This window comes from Nesterenkonia sphaerica (assembly GCF_005771565.1).
Classification (GTDB): domain Bacteria; phylum Actinomycetota; class Actinomycetes; order Actinomycetales; family Micrococcaceae; genus Nesterenkonia; species Nesterenkonia sphaerica.
This window is the reverse complement of record NZ_VAWA01000009.1, coordinates 1-17,066: the sequence shown is the minus strand read 5'-3', so window position 1 is coordinate 17,066 and position 17,066 is coordinate 1. Positions and strand designations below refer to the sequence as shown.

Here is a 17,066-nt window from a genome sequence, read left to right as displayed (position 1 = left end):
TCGAGGTCGTTGTGTTTCCGCTGGCCCAGGCTAGGTTCCCTGACTTAGGGAACCCTCCATGCTCGGCCGTCGCGGCTGAGAAGTTCATGAGCGGAGCTCGGACCCCATGAGCCTGGACTGTAGGGCTCAGGCTGGGTATCCATGGCCTCCCAGCGCTGAATGAAGGGATCCAGGATCCGCCAGGAGAGCTCCACCTCACGGTGCCGGGGGAACAGCGGCGGCTCCCCGAGAAGCACATCGAGGATGAGCCGCTCATAGGCTTCCGGGGACTCTTCGGTGAAGGAGCGGCCGTAGCTGAAGTCCATGTCCACATCACGGATGTCCATCCCGGTGCCGGGCACCTTGGAGGCCAGCCGGAGGGTGGCCCCCTCATTGGGCTGAATGCGGATGATCAGGGCGTTCTGTCCGAATTGGTTTTCATCCGCTTCGGTGAACAGCAGATTCGGGGCGCGTTTGAACAGCACCACGATCTCGGTGACACGCTTGCCCAAGCGCTTCCCGCTGCGCAGGTAGAACGGCACGCCGGCCCACCGGCGGGTGTGGATGTCCAATTTGAAGGCGGCGTAGGTTTCTGTGGTGGACTCCGGGTCGAAGCCCTCTTCCTGCAGAAACCCGGGAACTTCCTCGCCGTGCTGGGTGCCGGCGGCGTATTGTCCGCGCGCGCTGGAGGCGCCGAGGTCCTCCGGGACGTGCACCGCCTCCAGCACTTTCTCCTTCTCCCGCCGGAGGTGATCGGCGTCAAAGCTGATGGGCTCTTCCATCGCGGTCAGCGCCAGAAGCTGCAGCAGGTGGTTCTGGATGACATCACGGGAGGCACCGACGCCGTCGTAGTAGCTGGCTCGGCCTTCAATGCCGATGTCCTCGGCCATCGTGATTTGCACGTGATCGATGTGCTGGTTGTTCCACAGCGGTTCGAAGAGTCGGTTGGCGAACCGCAGAGCCAACAGGTTCTGCACGGTCTCTTTGCCCAGATAGTGATCGATGCGGAAGACATCGTCGGAGGCGAAGACTCGCTCCACCGCGTGGTTCAGCTCATGGGCGGAGGCTTCATCGTGCCCGAAGGGTTTTTCGATAATGACCCGGGACCAGGAATCCGCGGCGGACTGCGCCCGCCGGGCCAATCCGTGGCTGGAGAGCTTCTGGCACACGGTTTCGAAGGAGTTGGGCGGGATGGAGAGGTAGAACGCGTGATTGCCGCCGGTGCCGCGCTCGTCCTGGAGGTCCACCAGCACTTGCCCCAGACGCCGGTAGGCGTCGTCGTCGTCGAAGCCCTCGGCGTGGATGAATCGCAGACCCGCGGCGAGTTTCTCCCATACCTCTTCGTCGAAGTCGGTGCGCGCCCGCTCCTGCACGTGAGCTTTGACCTGAGAGGCAAACTCCGCGTCGTCCCAGTCGCGGCGCCCGAACCCGACCAGGCTGAAGCTCTCCGGGAGCCTGCCGCGGTTGGCGAGGTCATAAATCGCGGGCAGCAGTTTTTTCCGCGCCAGGTCCCCGGTGACACCGAACATCACCATCGCGCAGTCCCCGGCCGGGCGCGAGCCATTGCGTTTGGTGCGCTGGTCCTGCGCCTGGCGAGCAAAGGCGGAGGCTAGCGGGTCGCCGTGTGCGGCACTGCTCATGAGGCAAGCGCCGAGACCGCGTCGAGGACCGCAGCGATGCCCGCGTTCCGATCGCGCAGGTGCAGCTGCAGCACGGGGCGCCCGTGATCAGCCAGCACCTGAGCGTCGCCATGGGCCTGGGCGGTGATCAGCTGGCTGAGCGTAAAGGGACGGTCGGGCACCTCCAGGTCTTGCTCCGGGGTGCCGGTGATCTGCAGAAACGCTCCGACCGCGGGCCCACCCTTGTGGAACTGCCCGGTCGAGTGCAGGAACCGTGGTCCCCATCCGAAGGTGACCGGGCGTCCGCACAGCGCGGCCAGCTGCGGCCGAAGCTCCTCAAGTCGGTTCTCAGAGATGCGGTCCAGGTAGGCCATGACGGCCAGGTAGCCACGGTCGGGGATCCGCCGCAGCAGTGCCTCAAGGGCCTCAGCGACGCTGACCTCCCCAGCCGGCAGCAGACTGGGGTCCCCGGAGGCACGGAGCTCCACGGCGCCGTCGACGGTGGTGGCAGCCGGGACCGGCGCAGGGGAGTCCAGCAGGCCGCGTGCGGCAACTTTTGCCGACTCGACGTCGGGCTGATCGAAGGGGTTGATACCGAGTAGCGATCCTGCGACCGCCGTGGCGACCTCCCACAGCAGGAACTGCGCCCCCAGGCTTCCGCCGGTGCGCACCATATGCGGAGAGACCACCGTCTCGGCGGGGTCGGCGTCCACCGAAGGGCCTTCGTCGGCCTCGGCGTCGACCAGCTGGACCACCAGCGCGTCCTCGGCGTCGCGGGTCAGCTCCGGCTCGCCGTCGGCCACGAGCACCGGCAACAGGCCGGTGCCCTGCTTGCCGGTGGACTCGGCCACCAGCTGTTCGATCCAGGCGCCCAGCCCTACCAGCGGCGATCCCGCATTGGTGATGACCAGTTTGTCCCGCAGCGGCGCAGTCCCGCCCAGGGCGGCTCCCAGCTGCAGGCCGGGGTTGGCGGCGTCGTCCTCCGCCAAAAGATCTGCTGCGCTCTCCGCAGAGTCCAAGAGCTCAGCGATGTCCGCCCCGGCCAGCCCTGCCGGGACCAGACCGAACGCGGTGAGGGCGGAGTAGCGGCCGCCGACTGTCGGGTCAGCCTCAAACACGGCACGGACACCCTGCTCACGGGCCTGCTCATTCATGGGGGAGCCGGGGTCAGTGACGACCACCGTCCGGGAGAACGGGTCGATGCCGGCCTGCTCGAGGGCGTGCTGCACGATGCGCCGCTGGGAGTCGGTCTCTACTGTGGAGCCCGACTTCGACGCGACCACCAGTACAGTGCGTTCGAGCTCGGTCAGCGCCGCCCGGACCTGCTGGGGGTCAGTGGAGTCCAGCACCACAAGGTCGACGCCTGCGGAGGCGCAGATGACCTCAGGCGCCAGTGAGGAGCCGCCCATTCCGGCCAGCACCACCCGGTTCACGCCTTCGGCCGCGAGCTCTTGGCGCAGCCGGCTGATCTGGTCCACCAGCGGCCGCCCCGCGGCGAACGGTGCGACCCAGCCCAGCCGCTTCGCGGCCTCCTCCTCTGCGTCAGGACCCCAAAGCGTGTGGTCCTGGGCTGCCAGCCGGGAGGCAAACTCGTGGTCGACGAGTCCGGGTGCCTGGGCCTCGGCAGCCTCTCTTGCGGCACCGATCAAGGTCAACGACAGCGAGCTCATCTGAGTGTTCCCTTCTCTGCGAATTCGTTCCGGCGGGGAGTCCCGCTCACGCGGTGGCCGGATATGCTCCGGTGCCGCTTACCTCTGGCGCTTCAGGCCCTCATCGATGGTGCTGAGCAACCCTTCCCAGGATTTGTCGAACTTTTCCAGCCCTTCAGCCTCCAGGGTCTCCACCACGGAGCGGTAGCTGATACCGGCTGCGGAGATCCCGTCGAGCACCCGGTTGGACTCCACGTAGGTGTCGGTCATCGTGTCCCCGTCCACCTCGCCGTGATCGGCCAGAGCCTGCAGTGTCTTCTCCGGCATGGTGTTGACCACCCCCGCTGCGGCCAGCTCGGTGACGTAGAGGGTGTCAGACAGGCTGGGGTCCTTGGTGCCGGTGGAAGCCAGCAGCAGGCGCTGCGGCCGGCCGCCGCGTTCGGCCAGCAGCCGCCAGCGCTCCGAGCTGAACGACTCGGCCGCGATCTGGTGGGCCAGCCGGGCGTTGGCGATGGCAGCTTTGGACTTCAGCTTCTCAGTTCCGGGTTTGCCCTCTTCGGCGGCCAGCTCCAAACGCTTGTCCACCTCGCTGTCAACCCGGGAGACGAAGAAGCTCGCGACCGAGTGGATCTTGGAGATGTCCAGACCGTCGGTGTGTGCCTTCTCCAAGCCGAGCATGAAGGCGTTGATCACTGCACGGTAACGCTCCAGGGAGAAGACCAGGGTCACATTGACGCTGATCCCCTCCGCCAGCACCGCGGCAATGGCCTCGATCCCCTCCACCGTGGCGGGAATCTTGATCATGACGTTCTCGCGTCCGACCGCCTGGTAGAGCCGTTTTGCTTCGGCGATCGTGGCATCGGCATCACGAGCCATGCGCGGGTCCACCTCGATGGAGACTCGCCCGTCCACCCCTCCGGTGGCCGAGTAGGTCTCGGCAAACACATCACAGGCTTCCCGCACATCCGAGGTGGTGATCTCGAAAACGGCCTGTTCGGCGTCGGCGCCCTGCTCCGCCAGCTGGGCCAGCTGCTGCTCATAGGCTTCTCCGGAGCTGACGGCTGTTTCAAAGATGGTCGGATTGGTGGTCACACCCACCACATGGTGGGTCTTGATGAGCCTCGCCAGGGAGCCGGAGTTCAGCCGCTCCCGGGAGAGGTCGTCCAGCCAGATGGACACTCCGATGTCGGAGAGCGCCTGAGTGCGGGGGTTGCCGGTGGTGGACTCGGTGTCGACGGTCATGCTGTGCTCCTTGGTCAGAAGGTCGTGAAAGTTCAGTTCTTCGCGGCGCTGATGGAATCTTCAGCCGCGGCCGTGACTGCCTCGGCGGTGATGCCGAACTGCGTGTACAGCTCCTTGTAGTCAGCTGAGCCCCCGAAGTGGTCCAGGCCCACAATCCGGCCGGCGTCGCCGACGTAGGGATACCAGCTCAACGGGTGCGCCGCCTCCACGGCGACACGGGCTCTGACATCCTTCGGGAGCACCGATTCCCGGTAGGCGGGGTCCTGCTCGGCGAACCACTCCAAGCACGGGGCGGAGACCACGCGGGCGGCGATTCCTTTTCCAGCCAGCTCATCGCGGGCTTCGACAGCCAGCGACACCTCGGACCCGGTGCCGATGAGGATGACGTCGGGGGTGGTGACGACGCCGTCGCGGACTGACTCTGCCAGCACGTAGGCGCCGCGGGCGGCACCTTCCACCGAGGCGAACGCTTCAGCGGTGGCGGGGCCCTCGCCCCGGGCGAACGTGGGCACACCCTGTCGGGTCAGGGCGATCCCTGCGGGCCGGTCGGCGCGCTTGAGAACCTCACGCCACACCACCGCGACCTCGTTGGCGTCGGCTGGCCGGGTGACATCCAGCCCGGGGATGGCCCGGAGGCTGACCAGCTGTTCGACCGGCTGGTGGGTGGGGCCGTCCTCACCCAGGCCAATCGAGTCGTGGGTCCATACGAAGATGGAGCCCACGCCCATCAGGGCGGCCAGACGGACTGCCGGGCGCTGATAGTCGGAGAAGATCAGGAAGGTGCCGTTGTAGGTGCGCAGCGGCACGGAGAGCTGGATGCCGTTCGTGATCGCGGCTGCGGCATGTTCCCGCACGCCGAAGTGCAGATTTCGCCCGAACGGCTGGGCGGAGAATTTCCCGGTGGACCAGCTGTGCGGGCCGAAGGAATCCTCACCGGCGATGAGCGTGTTGTTCGATCCGGCGAGGTCCGCTGATCCGCCCCAGAGTTCGGGCAGCACCGGTGCGACGGCGTTGATCACTTTGCCGGAGGCCGCCCGAGTGGCGACCGATTCACCGGCGGGGAAGACGGGGAGCCGGTCCTCCCACCCCGGGGGCAGTTCGCCGGCGACAAGCCGGTCGTACAGGGCGGCAGCATCGGTGTTGGCTTCCCGCCAGGCCGCATAGCTGTCTTCCCACTCGGCGCGGGCGGCAGCACCCCGCTCACCGACCTGCCGGGCATGGCCGATGACCTCGTCCTCGACGTGGAAGTGCTGCTCTGGGTCGAAGCCGAGGATCTCCTTGGTGGCGACCAGCTCCTCCTCCCCGAGCTTTGAGCCGTGGATCCCACCGGTGTTCTGCTTGCCCGGTGCGGGCCAGCCGATCACTGTGCGCAGCGCGATCAACGAGGGCTTGGCCGTTTCAGCCTTGGCGGCGCTGAGCGCCCGGTGGAGCTCTTCGATGTCCTCGGCGTAGTTGCCGGTCTTCAGCCAGTCGACCCGCTGAACGTGCCAGCCATAGGCTGCGTAGCGTGCCATGACATCTTCGGTGAAGGCGATGTCAGTGTCGTCCTCAATCGAGATCTTGTTGTCATCCCAGATCACGTTGAGGTTGCCCAGCTGCTGATGCCCGGCCAGCGAGGAGGCTTCAGAGGTGACGCCTTCCTGGAGGTCGCCGTCGGAGGCGATGACCCAGACGTGGTGGTCGAAGGGGGAGGTCCCCGGATCCGCCTCAGGGTCCAGCAGGCCGCGCAGTCGGCGCTGACCGTAGGCGAAGCCGACTGCCGAGGCCAGGCCCTGACCTAAGGGCCCGGTGGTGATCTCCACGCCGTCGGTGTGGCCGTACTCGGGGTGGCCCGGTGTCAGTGATCCCCAGGTGCGCAGGGCGCGAATGTCGTCCAGCTCCAGACCGTATCCGGAGAAGTACAGCTGCAGGTAGAGGGTCAGGCTGGAGTGCCCGGGGGAGAGGATGAACCGGTCCCGGCCGGCCCACTCGGGGTCCGAGGGGTCATGGCGCATCACCTTCTGGAACAGCAGGTAGGCTGCCGGGGCGAGTGACATCGCAGTGCCGGGGTGGCCTGAGCCGACTTTCTCGACGGCGTCGGCGGCGAGCACCCGCAGGGTGTTCACGGCCTTCTTGTCCAGGTCGGTGAAGATTTCGGTCACAGTGAGAGTCCTCCAAGCGGTGATGTGTCTCTGGGTGGGGCCTATAGGAGGCACGCCCTCGTGCCGTGTCTCACTCCACCCTACCGGGGGGAGTGGGTTTCGTCGCCTCTGTGGCCAAGCCGATGGCGTAGGCAATGAGCCCCATATGGCGATGAGTGATCACCAGGTCGGCGTGCTCCGCCAACGCCGGCTTGGCGCAGAAAGCGACCCCCACGCCTGCCTCTTTCACCATATCGGCATCATTGGCACCATCGCCCACAGCGACCACATTCTGAACAGGCGTGGCATGGTGCTTGCTCCACTCCAGCAGGCGCTGCCGCTTGGTGTGCGGATCGACGATGTGACCTGCGGTGCGGCCGGTGAGGCGCCCGTCGCGCACCTGGAGCGTGTTGGCGTCAAAGCCGGTTAGACCCAGTTGCTCCGCAAGTGGTTCCAGTAGCTGGCGGAAGCCCCCCGAGACCGCGTAGACGGGCCAGCCCCGGCGCTGCCAGGTGCTGATGAGGTCTGTGGCGCCGGTGGTGGCGGTCAGCGCCGCAGAGGTTTCGTGAAGAACTGTGTCGTCCAGCCCAGCCAGTGTCGCCACGCGGGCGTGCAGGCTCTGGGTGAAGTCCAGCTCCCCGCGCATCGCCCGTTCGGTGACCTCGGCGACCTCCTCGGCGGCGCCGGCGAAACCGGCCAGCAGATCAATGACCTCCTGATCGATCAGCGTCGAGTCCACGTCCATGATCAGCAGCATCTCCCCGGTGGGGCGCTGCCGGGCCGGGAGCACCGTGGTGGTGACATGGGCGGGTGCGAGCTGGGCTGCGGCGTCGTCGAGCAGCGAACTGATCAGCTGGGTGCCGAAAGTGTCGTCCGAGTCACCCAGCTCCAAGGACCATCGCACAGCGCGGATGGTGCCGGACGGCGTGGTGAATTCGGCGGATTCGGTGTGGTGGACCCTGCCGCGGCGGTCAAATTCCGCGGTCAGCGAGCGGGTCAGGGGGCCGTCGAGGTCTTCGGCGGCGAGCATGGCAATAGTCCCGGAAGGCAGATCAGTCATAGCGCGTCTCAGCCTATAACCGCGAGAGCGGTTCGGTAGGGTTGGGCGCATGAGTCCCGTGCTGAATCTCTCCAGTGTCACTGTGCGCCGTGGCCGCAAACTGCTCCTCGACGACGTCGACTTCCGGATTGAGGACGGGGAGCGCTGGGTGATCCTGGGCCCCAACGGAGCGGGGAAGACGACGCTGCTGCAGATTGCCGCCGCCCGTATGTTTCCCACCGCAGGCAGCGCTGAAATCCTTGGCGAAACTTTGGGCGGGGTGGATGTCTTTGAGCTGCGTCCGCGCATCGGCCTGTGTTCGAACTCGGTGGCGCACACCCTGCCCGGGCGGGAAACCTCGCTGAACGTGGTGGTCACCGCCGCCTACGGGGTGACCGGACGGTGGCGGGAAGAGTACGAGAGGCAGGACGAGCGCCGGGCTTTCCAGCTGCTCAACGACTGGGGTGTCGGCACCGTGTTCGACCGGCCCTTCGCCACGCTCAGCGAGGGGGAGCGCAAGCGAGTCCAGATTGCCCGGGCGCTGATGACTGACCCCGAGCTGCTGCTGTTGGATGAGCCCGGAGCCGGGCTCGACCTGGCAGGCCGAGAAGCTCTGGTGGCGCGGACCGCCGCGCTGGTGCAAGGTGCCTTCGCTCCTGCCACGGTGCTGGTCACCCACCATTTGGAGGAGATTCCCCCCGGATTCACCCACGTGCTGCTGCTGCGCGACGGACAGGTGGTTTCCGCAGGGCCCCTGGCCGAGACGCTGACCTCGGAAAACCTCAGCACCACCTTTGACATGCCCCTGGAGCTGACCGAGCGTGAAGGCCGGTACAGCGCCTTCATGAAGAGCTGACGCCTTGGAGGCGCTGCTCGAGTTCGAACTGCACGGCCTGGGCGCAGGTCTGCTGCTGCTGATCTTCATCGCCGCCATCTGGGCCGGTTCCATCAACACTGTGGTCGGTTCCGGGACCCTGGTCACCTTCCCTGTGCTGGTGGCGATGGGGGTCCCGCCCGTCTCCGCGACGGTGTCGAATGCCATGGGGCTGATCGCCGGGAACTTCACCGGCGCCTGGGGGTACCGCAGGGAGATCGTCCAGATCAGGTCCGTCCTAGGCCGGCTGATTCCTGCGTCTTTCCTCGGTGGCGTCATCGGCGCGACACTGCTGATCACGCTGCCCGAGGAAGTCTTCGGCGCTGTGGCGCCATTGCTGATCGTGCTTGCACTGGTGATGGTCATCGCCCAGCCGCGGCTGGCGGCCTGGGTCAGGCGGCGCACCGCAGAGCGCACCGAGGATCCCGATCCGCGCACGCCGCAGCCGCAGGACGATCCGGAGACGGTGGCGCGCAAGGCGGCCGACTCGGTCGGCTGGCCGCTGATCCTGCTGGTGTTCCTCGCAGGGGTCTACGGCGGGTATTTTGTCGCTGCGCAGGGCATCCTGCTGATGGGCATCATGGGTATCCTGCTGGCAGCCACAATGCAGCAGGCCAACGGGGTGAAGAACCTCCTGGTGGCGTTCGTGAACCTCACTGCCGCGGTCAGCTATGTGGTGGTGGACTACCTGATTCGCGAGCCCGACGACCGAGTCATCCTCTGGGGTGTGGTGGCGATCATCGCAGTCGGCTCCACCGTGGGCGGAGTCATTGGCGCGTGGGTGGGCCGGAAGCTCTCGCCACTGGTGCTGCGCGCGGTCATCATCACACTGGGCCTGGTAGCGCTGGCAGTGATGCTCCGGAACCTGCTGGTCGGTTAGCAGACCGGTTCACGCTGCCTGTTCGGGACTGACCATCAGCTGGGTCTTCCAAGGGTCCTCGAAACGCAGCGTGCTGCCATCGTCGGCAAACGGCACCTGGTAATGCCTGAGCCGCTCCGCCAGAGCCTCAACATCCTCCCGAGTGGGAGTCAGCATCCGCACATCGCCCAGACCCAGGGTGGCCGCGCGGGGGCCCGCTCCAGCACTGTTCCAGGTATTGAGTCCCAGGTGATGGTGATAACCGCCGGCGGAGACGAAGAGTGCGGAGCGGCCCATCCTGAAGGTGGCGTCGAGCCCCATGATGTCGGTGTAGAAGTGCTGGGCCGTGGGAATGTCGCCGACTTGGAGGTGCACGTGTCCGATGGCGGCAGAGGTCCCGCCTGCGGGCAGGTCGGGATCGTGCCACTGGGTCAGATATTGCCGGGGGCTCAGGGGATTCGACGCCATCTGGATCACCCCGCCGCTGATTTGCCACTGGTCGCGGGGCCGGTCGCGGTACAGCTCGATCCCGTTGCCTTCGGGATCAGCGAAGTAGAAGGCTTCACTGACCAAGTGGTCCGCGGCACCCTGGTACAGGTCTCCTGCGTTTTCGGCCATGGAGGCCAAGGCTGCGGCCAGCCGGCGTTGGTCCTCGAACACGATGGCGGTGTGGAAGAGACCGGCTCCGTAGCTGTCACGTCCTGGCAGATGCTTCTCCTGCTTCAGCATCACCATGGGGCGGATTCCGCGGCCCAGAGTTGCGGTGGGACCGGACTGGTCCAGGACATCGAGTGTCACCGCGTCGCGGTAGAAGGCGGTCATCGCGTCGAGGTCGTGGACCAGCAGTTCGACAGTGTCCATGCGGGTGTCGGCCGCCGCCGCGCCCGGTGTCTCGACGGCTTCAGGGGCCCAGGCCGGTGCTTCCATGAGTAGTTTCCTTCAAGCGTTTTAGTTGCGGTAACAAGTAATGCCAGTGTCCCATAACTTGGTTAAAGCTGCAACCAATAGGTGGCATTCGCCATTCGCGCTCCGGAGTCAGCCGGGGTGCCGGGCAATTGTGATTGCGTGTAAGGTTTTGTACGCAACTAGGATTGCTAAGGAGAGTTGTGACTACGATGCATTCGGCCACATTGGCCATCAACGAAGCAGTGCTTGCCCGGCGTGCTCGCGGGGAACGAGTTCTGCACCTGGGCTTCGGGGAAGCCGGTCTGCCGGTGCTGCCCAGTATCCAGAATGCGCTGGCCGAACATGCGCACCGCAATGGGTACGGGCCGGTGGTCGGCGCCCCGCATGTGCGGGCTCAGGCGGCGGGATGGTTCGCACGCCGCGGCCTGCCCACCGAGGCCGACCAGGTGATCTTCGCTCCCGGCAGCAAGGCCCTGCTGTTCGCTGGCCTGGCCAGCCTCCCCGGCGATCTGGTGCTGCCGACACCGTCCTGGGTCAGCTATGCCGCTCAGGCAGCGCTGCTGGGCAAGCGCACCATTCCGGTGCCCATTTCGGCTCCAGCCGGAGGAGTCCCCGAGCCGGAGCAGCTGCGCAGCCGGCTGAGGGAGGCCGTACAGGCCGGGCGTGAGCCAGGGGTGCTCGTCCTCACGGTGCCGGATAATCCCACCGGCACGGTGGCCTCATGGGCGCAGCTGCAGGAGATCGCCCAGATAGCGGAGCACTACGGCCTGGCGGTGATCTCCGATGAGATCTATGCCTCAGTGGTCCACTCAGGCCAACAGTCACCGAGCATTGCCGAGCTGCTTCCCGACCGTGTGATCGTGACTACTGGCCTCTCGAAGTCGCTTGCCCTGGGCGGCTGGCGAATCGGCTACGCCCGCATACCTGCCACGGAATGGGGCCGCGCGGTGCATCAGAGAATCGTGGGAGTCGCCAGTGAGGTCTGGTCCGGGCTGGCCGCTCCGCAACAGGAAGCCGCCGGATTCGTCCTCAGCGACGCACCTGAGGTTCTGGCCCACATTGAGCAGTCCACTCGGCTGCACGCCACAGTCGCTGCCGCTGTGTATGAGGAGTTCGCCCAGGTCGGCGCCGTCGCACGTCCGCCGGCTGCGGGGTTCTACCTGTATCCGGACTTCGAGCCCCAGCGGGAGCGGCTAGCGGCGCGCGGAATCACCACGGGCACGGAGTTGGCACGCGTCCTCCTTAATGACCACGGTGTCGGGGTGCTTGCCGGGGCAGCATTCGGCGACGACGACCGGCGGGTGCGGGCGCGGGTGGCGACGAGTCTGCTCTACGGCTCCACCGAGGAAGAGCGCTGGGCGGCGTTGGGCTCCACTGACCCGCTCAATCTGCCATGGACTGCTGAGGCGCTGGACCACCTCCGCGAGGCCCTCACCGCACTGCTGCGGTGATCGTCGCCTGAGGGCCTAACGGAGAATGACGGCAGTGAACCGAAAGGCAGGCAGGATGGCTATTGAGAGTTACGATCAGCTGGCCGCAGCGCTCCAGGCTCGCCGCAGCGCCGGCCTTGCCCCTGGACAGGAGCGTATAGCGGATCTGCTGCTGCGCGACCCGGAGGGCACCGCCTTCCGCACCATCGCCCAGACCGCCGAACTCGCTGCGGTGAATCAGTCCTCCGTGGTGCGATTCGCGCAGTCCCTGGGCCTGCCCGGGTACGCTGCGGTCGTCGGCCTGTGCCGGGCACAGGTGACGCAGCAGGCAAACCTGGTCTCCCGGTTCGATCTCGTTGAAGGATCGAGCTCCGATGACATGTTCGCGGCAGTGCTGCACCACGAGCAGGAGAACCTGCGTCGCACATACTCCCGGATCGTGCCTGAGGTGTGGCAGGAGGCAGTGCGGACCCTCGCTGCTGCACCCCGAGTCCATGTCCTGGGCCTGCGCAAATGCGCCAGCGTCGCGCAGCTGCTGGCCTATCTTCTGGGTCTGGTGCGGCCCCAGGTGTTCCAGCTGGCACCGGCAGAAGGCGGGCTGGTGGACGAGCTGCGGAACCTCGAGGCGGGGGATGCCTTCATCGCAGCGTCGATCCGGCGGTATACCGCAAGTACCGTCCAAGGCCTCAGATACGCCCGGGAGAAGGGGCTGACGACGATCGCGCTGACTGATGACAGGTCCTCGCCCTTGGCGCAGCTAGCTGACCATGTCTTCCTCATCGAGACTGAGGGCGTGACGATCCTTCGCTCGCTGAGTGTCTTCACGTCGTTGAGCCAGACGCTGGCGACCGCCGTCGCGGTGGAAAGGGGCGCGGAGGCCCGCTCAGAGCTCCTCGTGGACGAGCAGCTGCTGGAGCAGTTCGGCGTCTACGAGGACTGAGCCGAGCGACACCCTCCGCAGCCGCCGCACGGACCTCGGGACAAAAAAAGGTAGGGCCCCGAACCCGACGGTCCAGAACCCTACCTTTCAATAATGTGCTGAGACATCTGTGAACGACGTCCCGGCACATCACACTGTGCGCGGAGGGGGACTTGAACCACCTTGCAAGGTTTCGTAACAATCGGCCCACTTCGCCGTCATTGCAGGCATCCAGGGCCATCCAGCCCGCCTGCCGAAATAGGTAGGTCTTCACCAGTATTAACTGCTATTCACTGCTATTCACCATTTTGTATCCCCATTGGGGATACGCATTGGAACTGTCCGTACTGGCCCGCTGGGCTCCGGATCGGGCGTCGAGGATTCTCGCAGAGAGCCGTTCGTGCGACTTTCAAGGGAGACGGATCAGCTCGCGAGTCACGTCGTGTTTCGCCGCAAGGCCACCAAGTGCGCGGGGCCCTGAGGCTGCCTAAATCCGTGCCTTAGAGTCGCGTCTTGACCCGAAGCTGAGAATTGCCGGCGCGACCGACTGGCGTCCGCGACGCATCTCTCCCAGTGCCGATGACATTAGGACGGAGCGTGTGGAGCACGCCGGTCAGAAACTGGCACAGCGCGCCTTCATCATGATTCACGACGCCACCGAAGCGGCGTGCGTGCGCTCATTCATCCGCAATGGCCGCATCTTCGCACCCATCAAGACAGACACGGGCGTAGCCACGGCTCTGGACCTTCTCGAATCGGTGCAGATACGGGCAGCCCTAAGCTAAGAATTGCACCGAATGGACCAATACGAGAATAGGCCAGCGGGCATGAATGCCGTGAGCAAATTCATGGTCAGAAATGCACCTTTCCCAAAGATGCCGGAAGGGGTATCCGAAGGGGTATCGCATGGGGTATCCCCTCGCGCGCAGGAAAAACCAGAACCTAAACCAGAACCTAAACCAGAACCAGAGAGTTCGCGCGCAAAGCCAAAAGTGCCGCTGCCTGGCGATTGGGAGCCGACCGCTACGCACCGCGCCAAGGCGCGTCAAACTTTCACTGGGTCTGCATATGGAAACTGCGAAATTCAAGAGTTACCACCATCCCGAACGACAACTGTTGCTCCGACTTTCACGAGGCGTGCTACACCTGGTTGACACGGGCTGCCGAGTAAAGCGTCGGCCACCAGGCGCCGAAGCTCACGAGAGGTGATACTGCAGATTGCCGCCGACAGGGACCAGCGCATCCTGCCTCGGCAGTTGGCCATCGGGCGCGAGCCGAGTCAAGCCGAGCTCTGGGGTGGTCAGCCACTAATTAGACAGGGGTTGCAGGACACCACGACCACCAGAGCTATGCAGAGGAGCATTGGTTTGGAGGGTGGAGACAGGCCGGTGCGCGCATAGATGGCCAGGTGATCATCAGCTGCTTGTCGTGCCCCAGGACTTGCAATTTGGCCGGATGCTGCCGTGTCGACAGTTCCACGATCGCCGGGGGTGCATCCGCAGAGACTCTGTGTGGGGCCGTCAGTGGCCTAGCAGTCGAGAAATGCACTCTTGCGCATCAGAGGCACCCGCAGGCACCACAGGGCGATTTCTTCCTTCACGAAAAACACGCCTGAGGGACCAGGACGAATGTCACGACGAGTTCGACATCGGACACCGGCTCGGCGCAACCGGTGTTGCAGAAGGCGCCGGCGATGACGTGCGCGCCATGAGGTGGAGCTCGACAGCGCAGGAAGTGATCAAAAGAGCGACGGAGGGCAGGCGGCGGCTGTGTGCCAACGATCTGACCGGCGGTGTCATTCGGCCAGGGCAGAGCAGGCGTTCACGGGGCACTGCCCCCATGCGGCAGAGCTGGTGGAGGCTGGACTTTAGGAGACCACAGGGGACGGCTACCGATTCCGTGACTGGCACGACTACCAGCCAACGCGGGAATCAGTTGAGTCATAGCGTGAAGCGTCAAAGGAAAGACCGCGCCGACGCTGAGAACAGCGGCCGAAGAAACAGGCACGTCAACGGGAACCGCAGCCAAACACACACAGTAACGACAGCGGTGTCACGCATGCGCCACACCGTGACACCGACGTGAGTCACGCGCCTGTAACGGATGAGTTCGTAACCCCCGTACCCGAGCCCGTACCCGTAGTACCTAAAGGTACTAAGAGAGTGAAGCGCGCCAAGCCGAAGGTGCCACTGCCTGACGATTGGGAGCCGACCGACGCGCACCGCGCCATGGCGCGGCAACTCTCTCTTGACCTGCACATGGAAGCTGAGAAATTCAAGAGTCACCACCAGTCGAAAGACAACCGATACGCCGATTGGGGGCCTGGCCTTCCACGCATGGCTGACACGGGCCAGCGAATACGCAACAGGCCAGCAGGCGCCGAAATTGACGGCCGCCGAGCGTGAACTGCAAATCATCAAAGACGGAGACCAGCGCATCCAGTCGGGTGAGTTCGACATGAGGCCACAGCCAACATAGGCCGGACTGTGGGGCGGCCACGCACAAACTGGACGGGGGACATGATGACACCACGGGAGGTCAACGCGCTGCTGTTACTGGCGCGCCACCACGACACTCTGGTGGTCAACACCGACGCCGCAGCGCGAACGATGGAGAAGAAATTGCCGCATGTCCCATTCGAGCCCGGGGTGGCACTGATTGAAGACGATTACGGCAGCCACCCAGAGCCGCACAGCCGGGTGCCGATGGACACGTCAGTGCTGCGCATTCTGTACGGCAGGCGCCGGCGCGAATTTGAGGCCAAACAGCGAGCCCGGGAGCCGTCAGAGCGCAAACCGTAGACGCCGCCAACGCCAGCATTCAGGGAAGTGGCAGCGCGCCTGAAGGCCAACGCGGGCTACAAAAGCAAACGAGAGAGGACACGATGAGGCGCCAGCACACCAAGCGTATGAGCGAAGCCGAGCTGCAGAGCGCAGTCGTGGACATGCTCACCCTGTACGGGTGGAAATGGCACCACGAAACAGACAGCCGCAAGTCGAAACGCGGATTCCCGGACTTCATCGCCGCGCACACTTCCGGCCGACTAATGCTCATTGAGCTGAAGGGTTACAACAGCCGGGGACGACTCGGCAAGGTCACAGTCGAGCAGCAGCAGTGGCTTGATGTCTGGCGACAGGTAGGGGCATGGATTGATGGCCACCAAATCAGCTCGCACGCCTGGAAGCCGGAAAACCTGCATAGCGGCGCAATTTTGCGCGCCCTAGATATCCGCAAACGATAGACGCAGGACTGGGCCACGCTAGGATGAAGGAACGTTCTACCACGGATAGGAGCCAAGACGTGGCCTACTATATGCGGCGGCTGCAGCGTCTTAATATGCCAATTGAAGACGATCCACAAGTGGCAGAAGAAGCAATTAAGTTGGGCAAGAACTACGCTGCATGCATCATCGCTCAACCTGGGAAAACGTCGTCTGGTGAGCCCGGCTACTCCTTCGAGCTCCACCTGCACCCGAGTCTCAGCGAGGAAGAACGTGAATTAGTTGCCCAAGGCACGATTCAGCGGATCCAACGATTGAAAGAGCACGGGCCCGATCTCGATGCCTGGCAGGTTGGCCGAGAAGGTGTCCTGCGCAGATGGCTCGTAGGCGTTGATTTAGACCCCTGGCTCAAAGAGAACCCATGATCGAGGAAACCAAAGGCCCCCACCGAATAGTGGGGGCCTTTTCTGCGCCTCAAAGTAAGGGTGAGCAATCATGTAGACCGACCGCTGTGACGTCGGTTTTAGGCGTAGCGCCTGAGAACCGATTCCTACCGACAGTAAGGGGTAACATCCATGCGGTCGTCGAGGGTAGCCATAGTGCGGCCGCCCTGCAAAAGAGTTAGTGTGTGCCTTTGGCGCACGTGAACCGTCCTTTGGTCACTCGGAATGCGAGCTGTTCTTTCTATTAGCGCAGGCCGGGTCCGCAGGATAGTCAGCTTCTCTTCGGGCGCCATTGGCCTTGCCCGCAAATCGTGGACACTTGCTTAGTTCTTCAGGCGGCTTCCTGAATTCCTTGTGACTGTCCTTCTGCCTGGTGACGGAGGGATTCCTCGTATTCCACTGGCGGGATCATCCCAACAGCGGAGTGCAGCCGACGGCGGTTATAGACCTTCTCGATCCAGCAGGCTACCCCGCTGCGAGCCTGGGCTCGGGTCGCCCATGAGCGCCGGTAGTAGAACTCGGTCTTCAGCTTAGAAAACACATTCTCGGCCATAGAGTTATCAAAACAGACCCCCGTCCTACCCACCGACTGGCTAATCCCCAAGGTGGAGCAGACCTTGTGGGTGTCCTCAGAGGTGTACTGCACCCCGCGGTCACTGTTAACCGGAGTTCCGGTTAACTCGGATTATGCCGAGGTTTTCGTTAAGCCGAGGAATCTGGTGCTGGCCGGTCCTGTGACGGATCGGTAGAAATTCCTCGGCTTAACG

15 protein-coding genes are annotated in these 17,066 nt (G+C 64.6%); 8 read left to right on the top strand and 7 right to left on the bottom strand.

All coding sequences use genetic code 11. From position 1 onward, the window contains the following. Positions 1–44 precede the first annotated feature (44 nt). The 5 genes from zwf to serB form a co-directional block, all read right to left on the bottom strand. The gene (gene zwf / locus FEF27_RS08225; protein WP_138170380.1) at positions 45–1,619 is read right to left on the bottom strand and encodes a glucose-6-phosphate dehydrogenase; all 1,575 of its coding nucleotides are present in this window, start codon (positions 1,617–1,619) and stop codon (positions 45–47) included. Then, the gene (locus FEF27_RS08220; RefSeq protein ID WP_138170379.1) at positions 1,616–3,268 is read right to left on the bottom strand and encodes a glucose-6-phosphate isomerase; all 1,653 of its coding nucleotides are present in this window, start codon (positions 3,266–3,268) and stop codon (positions 1,616–1,618) included. The genes zwf and FEF27_RS08220 overlap by 4 nt, the downstream gene beginning before the upstream one ends. 78 nt (positions 3,269–3,346) lie before the next feature. Further along, the gene (tal, locus tag FEF27_RS08215; RefSeq protein ID WP_138170378.1) at positions 3,347–4,489 is read right to left on the bottom strand and encodes a transaldolase; all 1,143 of its coding nucleotides are present in this window, start codon (positions 4,487–4,489) and stop codon (positions 3,347–3,349) included. Positions 4,490–4,521: 32 nt separating this feature from the next. After that, positions 4,522–6,630 carry a transketolase gene (gene tkt, locus FEF27_RS08210; protein WP_243729158.1) on the bottom strand — a complete coding sequence of 703 codons (2,109 nt, stop codon included), beginning with the start codon at positions 6,628–6,630 and terminating at the stop codon, positions 4,522–4,524. A gap of 70 nt (positions 6,631–6,700) precedes the next feature. Next, positions 6,701–7,669 (bottom strand): phosphoserine phosphatase SerB, encoded by a 969-nt coding sequence (serB, locus tag FEF27_RS08205; protein WP_166429965.1) that lies wholly within the window; start codon positions 7,667–7,669, stop codon positions 6,701–6,703. Positions 7,670–7,718: 49 nt separating this feature from the next. Here serB and FEF27_RS08200 point away from each other — a divergent pair, with 49 nt between their 5' ends. Continuing rightward, on the top strand, positions 7,719–8,504 hold the full coding sequence (locus tag FEF27_RS08200; RefSeq protein WP_138170376.1) for an ABC transporter ATP-binding protein: 786 nt from the start codon (positions 7,719–7,721) through the stop codon (positions 8,502–8,504). Between the two features lie 4 nt (positions 8,505–8,508). After that, positions 8,509–9,402 (top strand): sulfite exporter TauE/SafE family protein, encoded by an 894-nt coding sequence (locus FEF27_RS08195; RefSeq protein WP_243729157.1) that lies wholly within the window; start codon positions 8,509–8,511, stop codon positions 9,400–9,402. Between the two features lie 9 nt (positions 9,403–9,411). On the opposite strand, the gene FEF27_RS08190 is transcribed toward FEF27_RS08195, so the two are convergent. Next, positions 9,412–10,308, bottom strand: coding sequence for a VOC family protein (locus tag FEF27_RS08190; RefSeq protein WP_138170375.1), 897 nt, complete (start codon positions 10,306–10,308; stop codon positions 9,412–9,414). 188 nt (positions 10,309–10,496) lie between these two features. Here FEF27_RS08190 and FEF27_RS08185 point away from each other — a divergent pair, with 188 nt between their 5' ends. The 6 genes from FEF27_RS08185 to FEF27_RS08160 all read left to right on the top strand — a co-directional run bounded on the left by FEF27_RS08185 (position 10,497) and on the right by FEF27_RS08160 (position 16,281). Beyond that, positions 10,497–11,738 carry a pyridoxal phosphate-dependent aminotransferase gene (locus FEF27_RS08185; RefSeq protein WP_138170451.1) on the top strand — a complete coding sequence of 414 codons (1,242 nt, stop codon included), beginning with the start codon at positions 10,497–10,499 and terminating at the stop codon, positions 11,736–11,738. 55 nt (positions 11,739–11,793) lie between these two features. Further along, on the top strand, positions 11,794–12,657 hold the full coding sequence (locus FEF27_RS08180) for a MurR/RpiR family transcriptional regulator (RefSeq protein WP_138170374.1): 864 nt from the start codon (positions 11,794–11,796) through the stop codon (positions 12,655–12,657). 578 nt (positions 12,658–13,235) lie between these two features. Next, the gene (locus FEF27_RS08175) at positions 13,236–13,421 is read left to right on the top strand and encodes a hypothetical protein (protein ID WP_138170373.1); all 186 of its coding nucleotides are present in this window, start codon (positions 13,236–13,238) and stop codon (positions 13,419–13,421) included. 1,734 nt (positions 13,422–15,155) lie between these two features. Then, positions 15,156–15,437 (top strand): hypothetical protein, encoded by a 282-nt coding sequence (locus FEF27_RS08170; protein ID WP_138170372.1) that lies wholly within the window; start codon positions 15,156–15,158, stop codon positions 15,435–15,437. A gap of 107 nt (positions 15,438–15,544) precedes the next feature. Beyond that, the gene (locus FEF27_RS08165; RefSeq protein WP_166429964.1) at positions 15,545–15,877 is read left to right on the top strand and encodes a VRR-NUC domain-containing protein; all 333 of its coding nucleotides are present in this window, start codon (positions 15,545–15,547) and stop codon (positions 15,875–15,877) included. Between the two features lie 59 nt (positions 15,878–15,936). Continuing rightward, positions 15,937–16,281 (top strand): hypothetical protein, encoded by a 345-nt coding sequence (locus FEF27_RS08160; RefSeq protein WP_138170370.1) that lies wholly within the window; start codon positions 15,937–15,939, stop codon positions 16,279–16,281. 349 nt (positions 16,282–16,630) lie between these two features. Here FEF27_RS08160 and FEF27_RS08155 read toward each other — a convergent pair whose 3' ends face one another. Then, positions 16,631–16,945, bottom strand: coding sequence for an integrase core domain-containing protein (locus FEF27_RS08155; protein WP_279526791.1), 315 nt, complete (start codon positions 16,943–16,945; stop codon positions 16,631–16,633). Between the last annotated feature and the right edge of the window lie 121 nt (positions 16,946–17,066).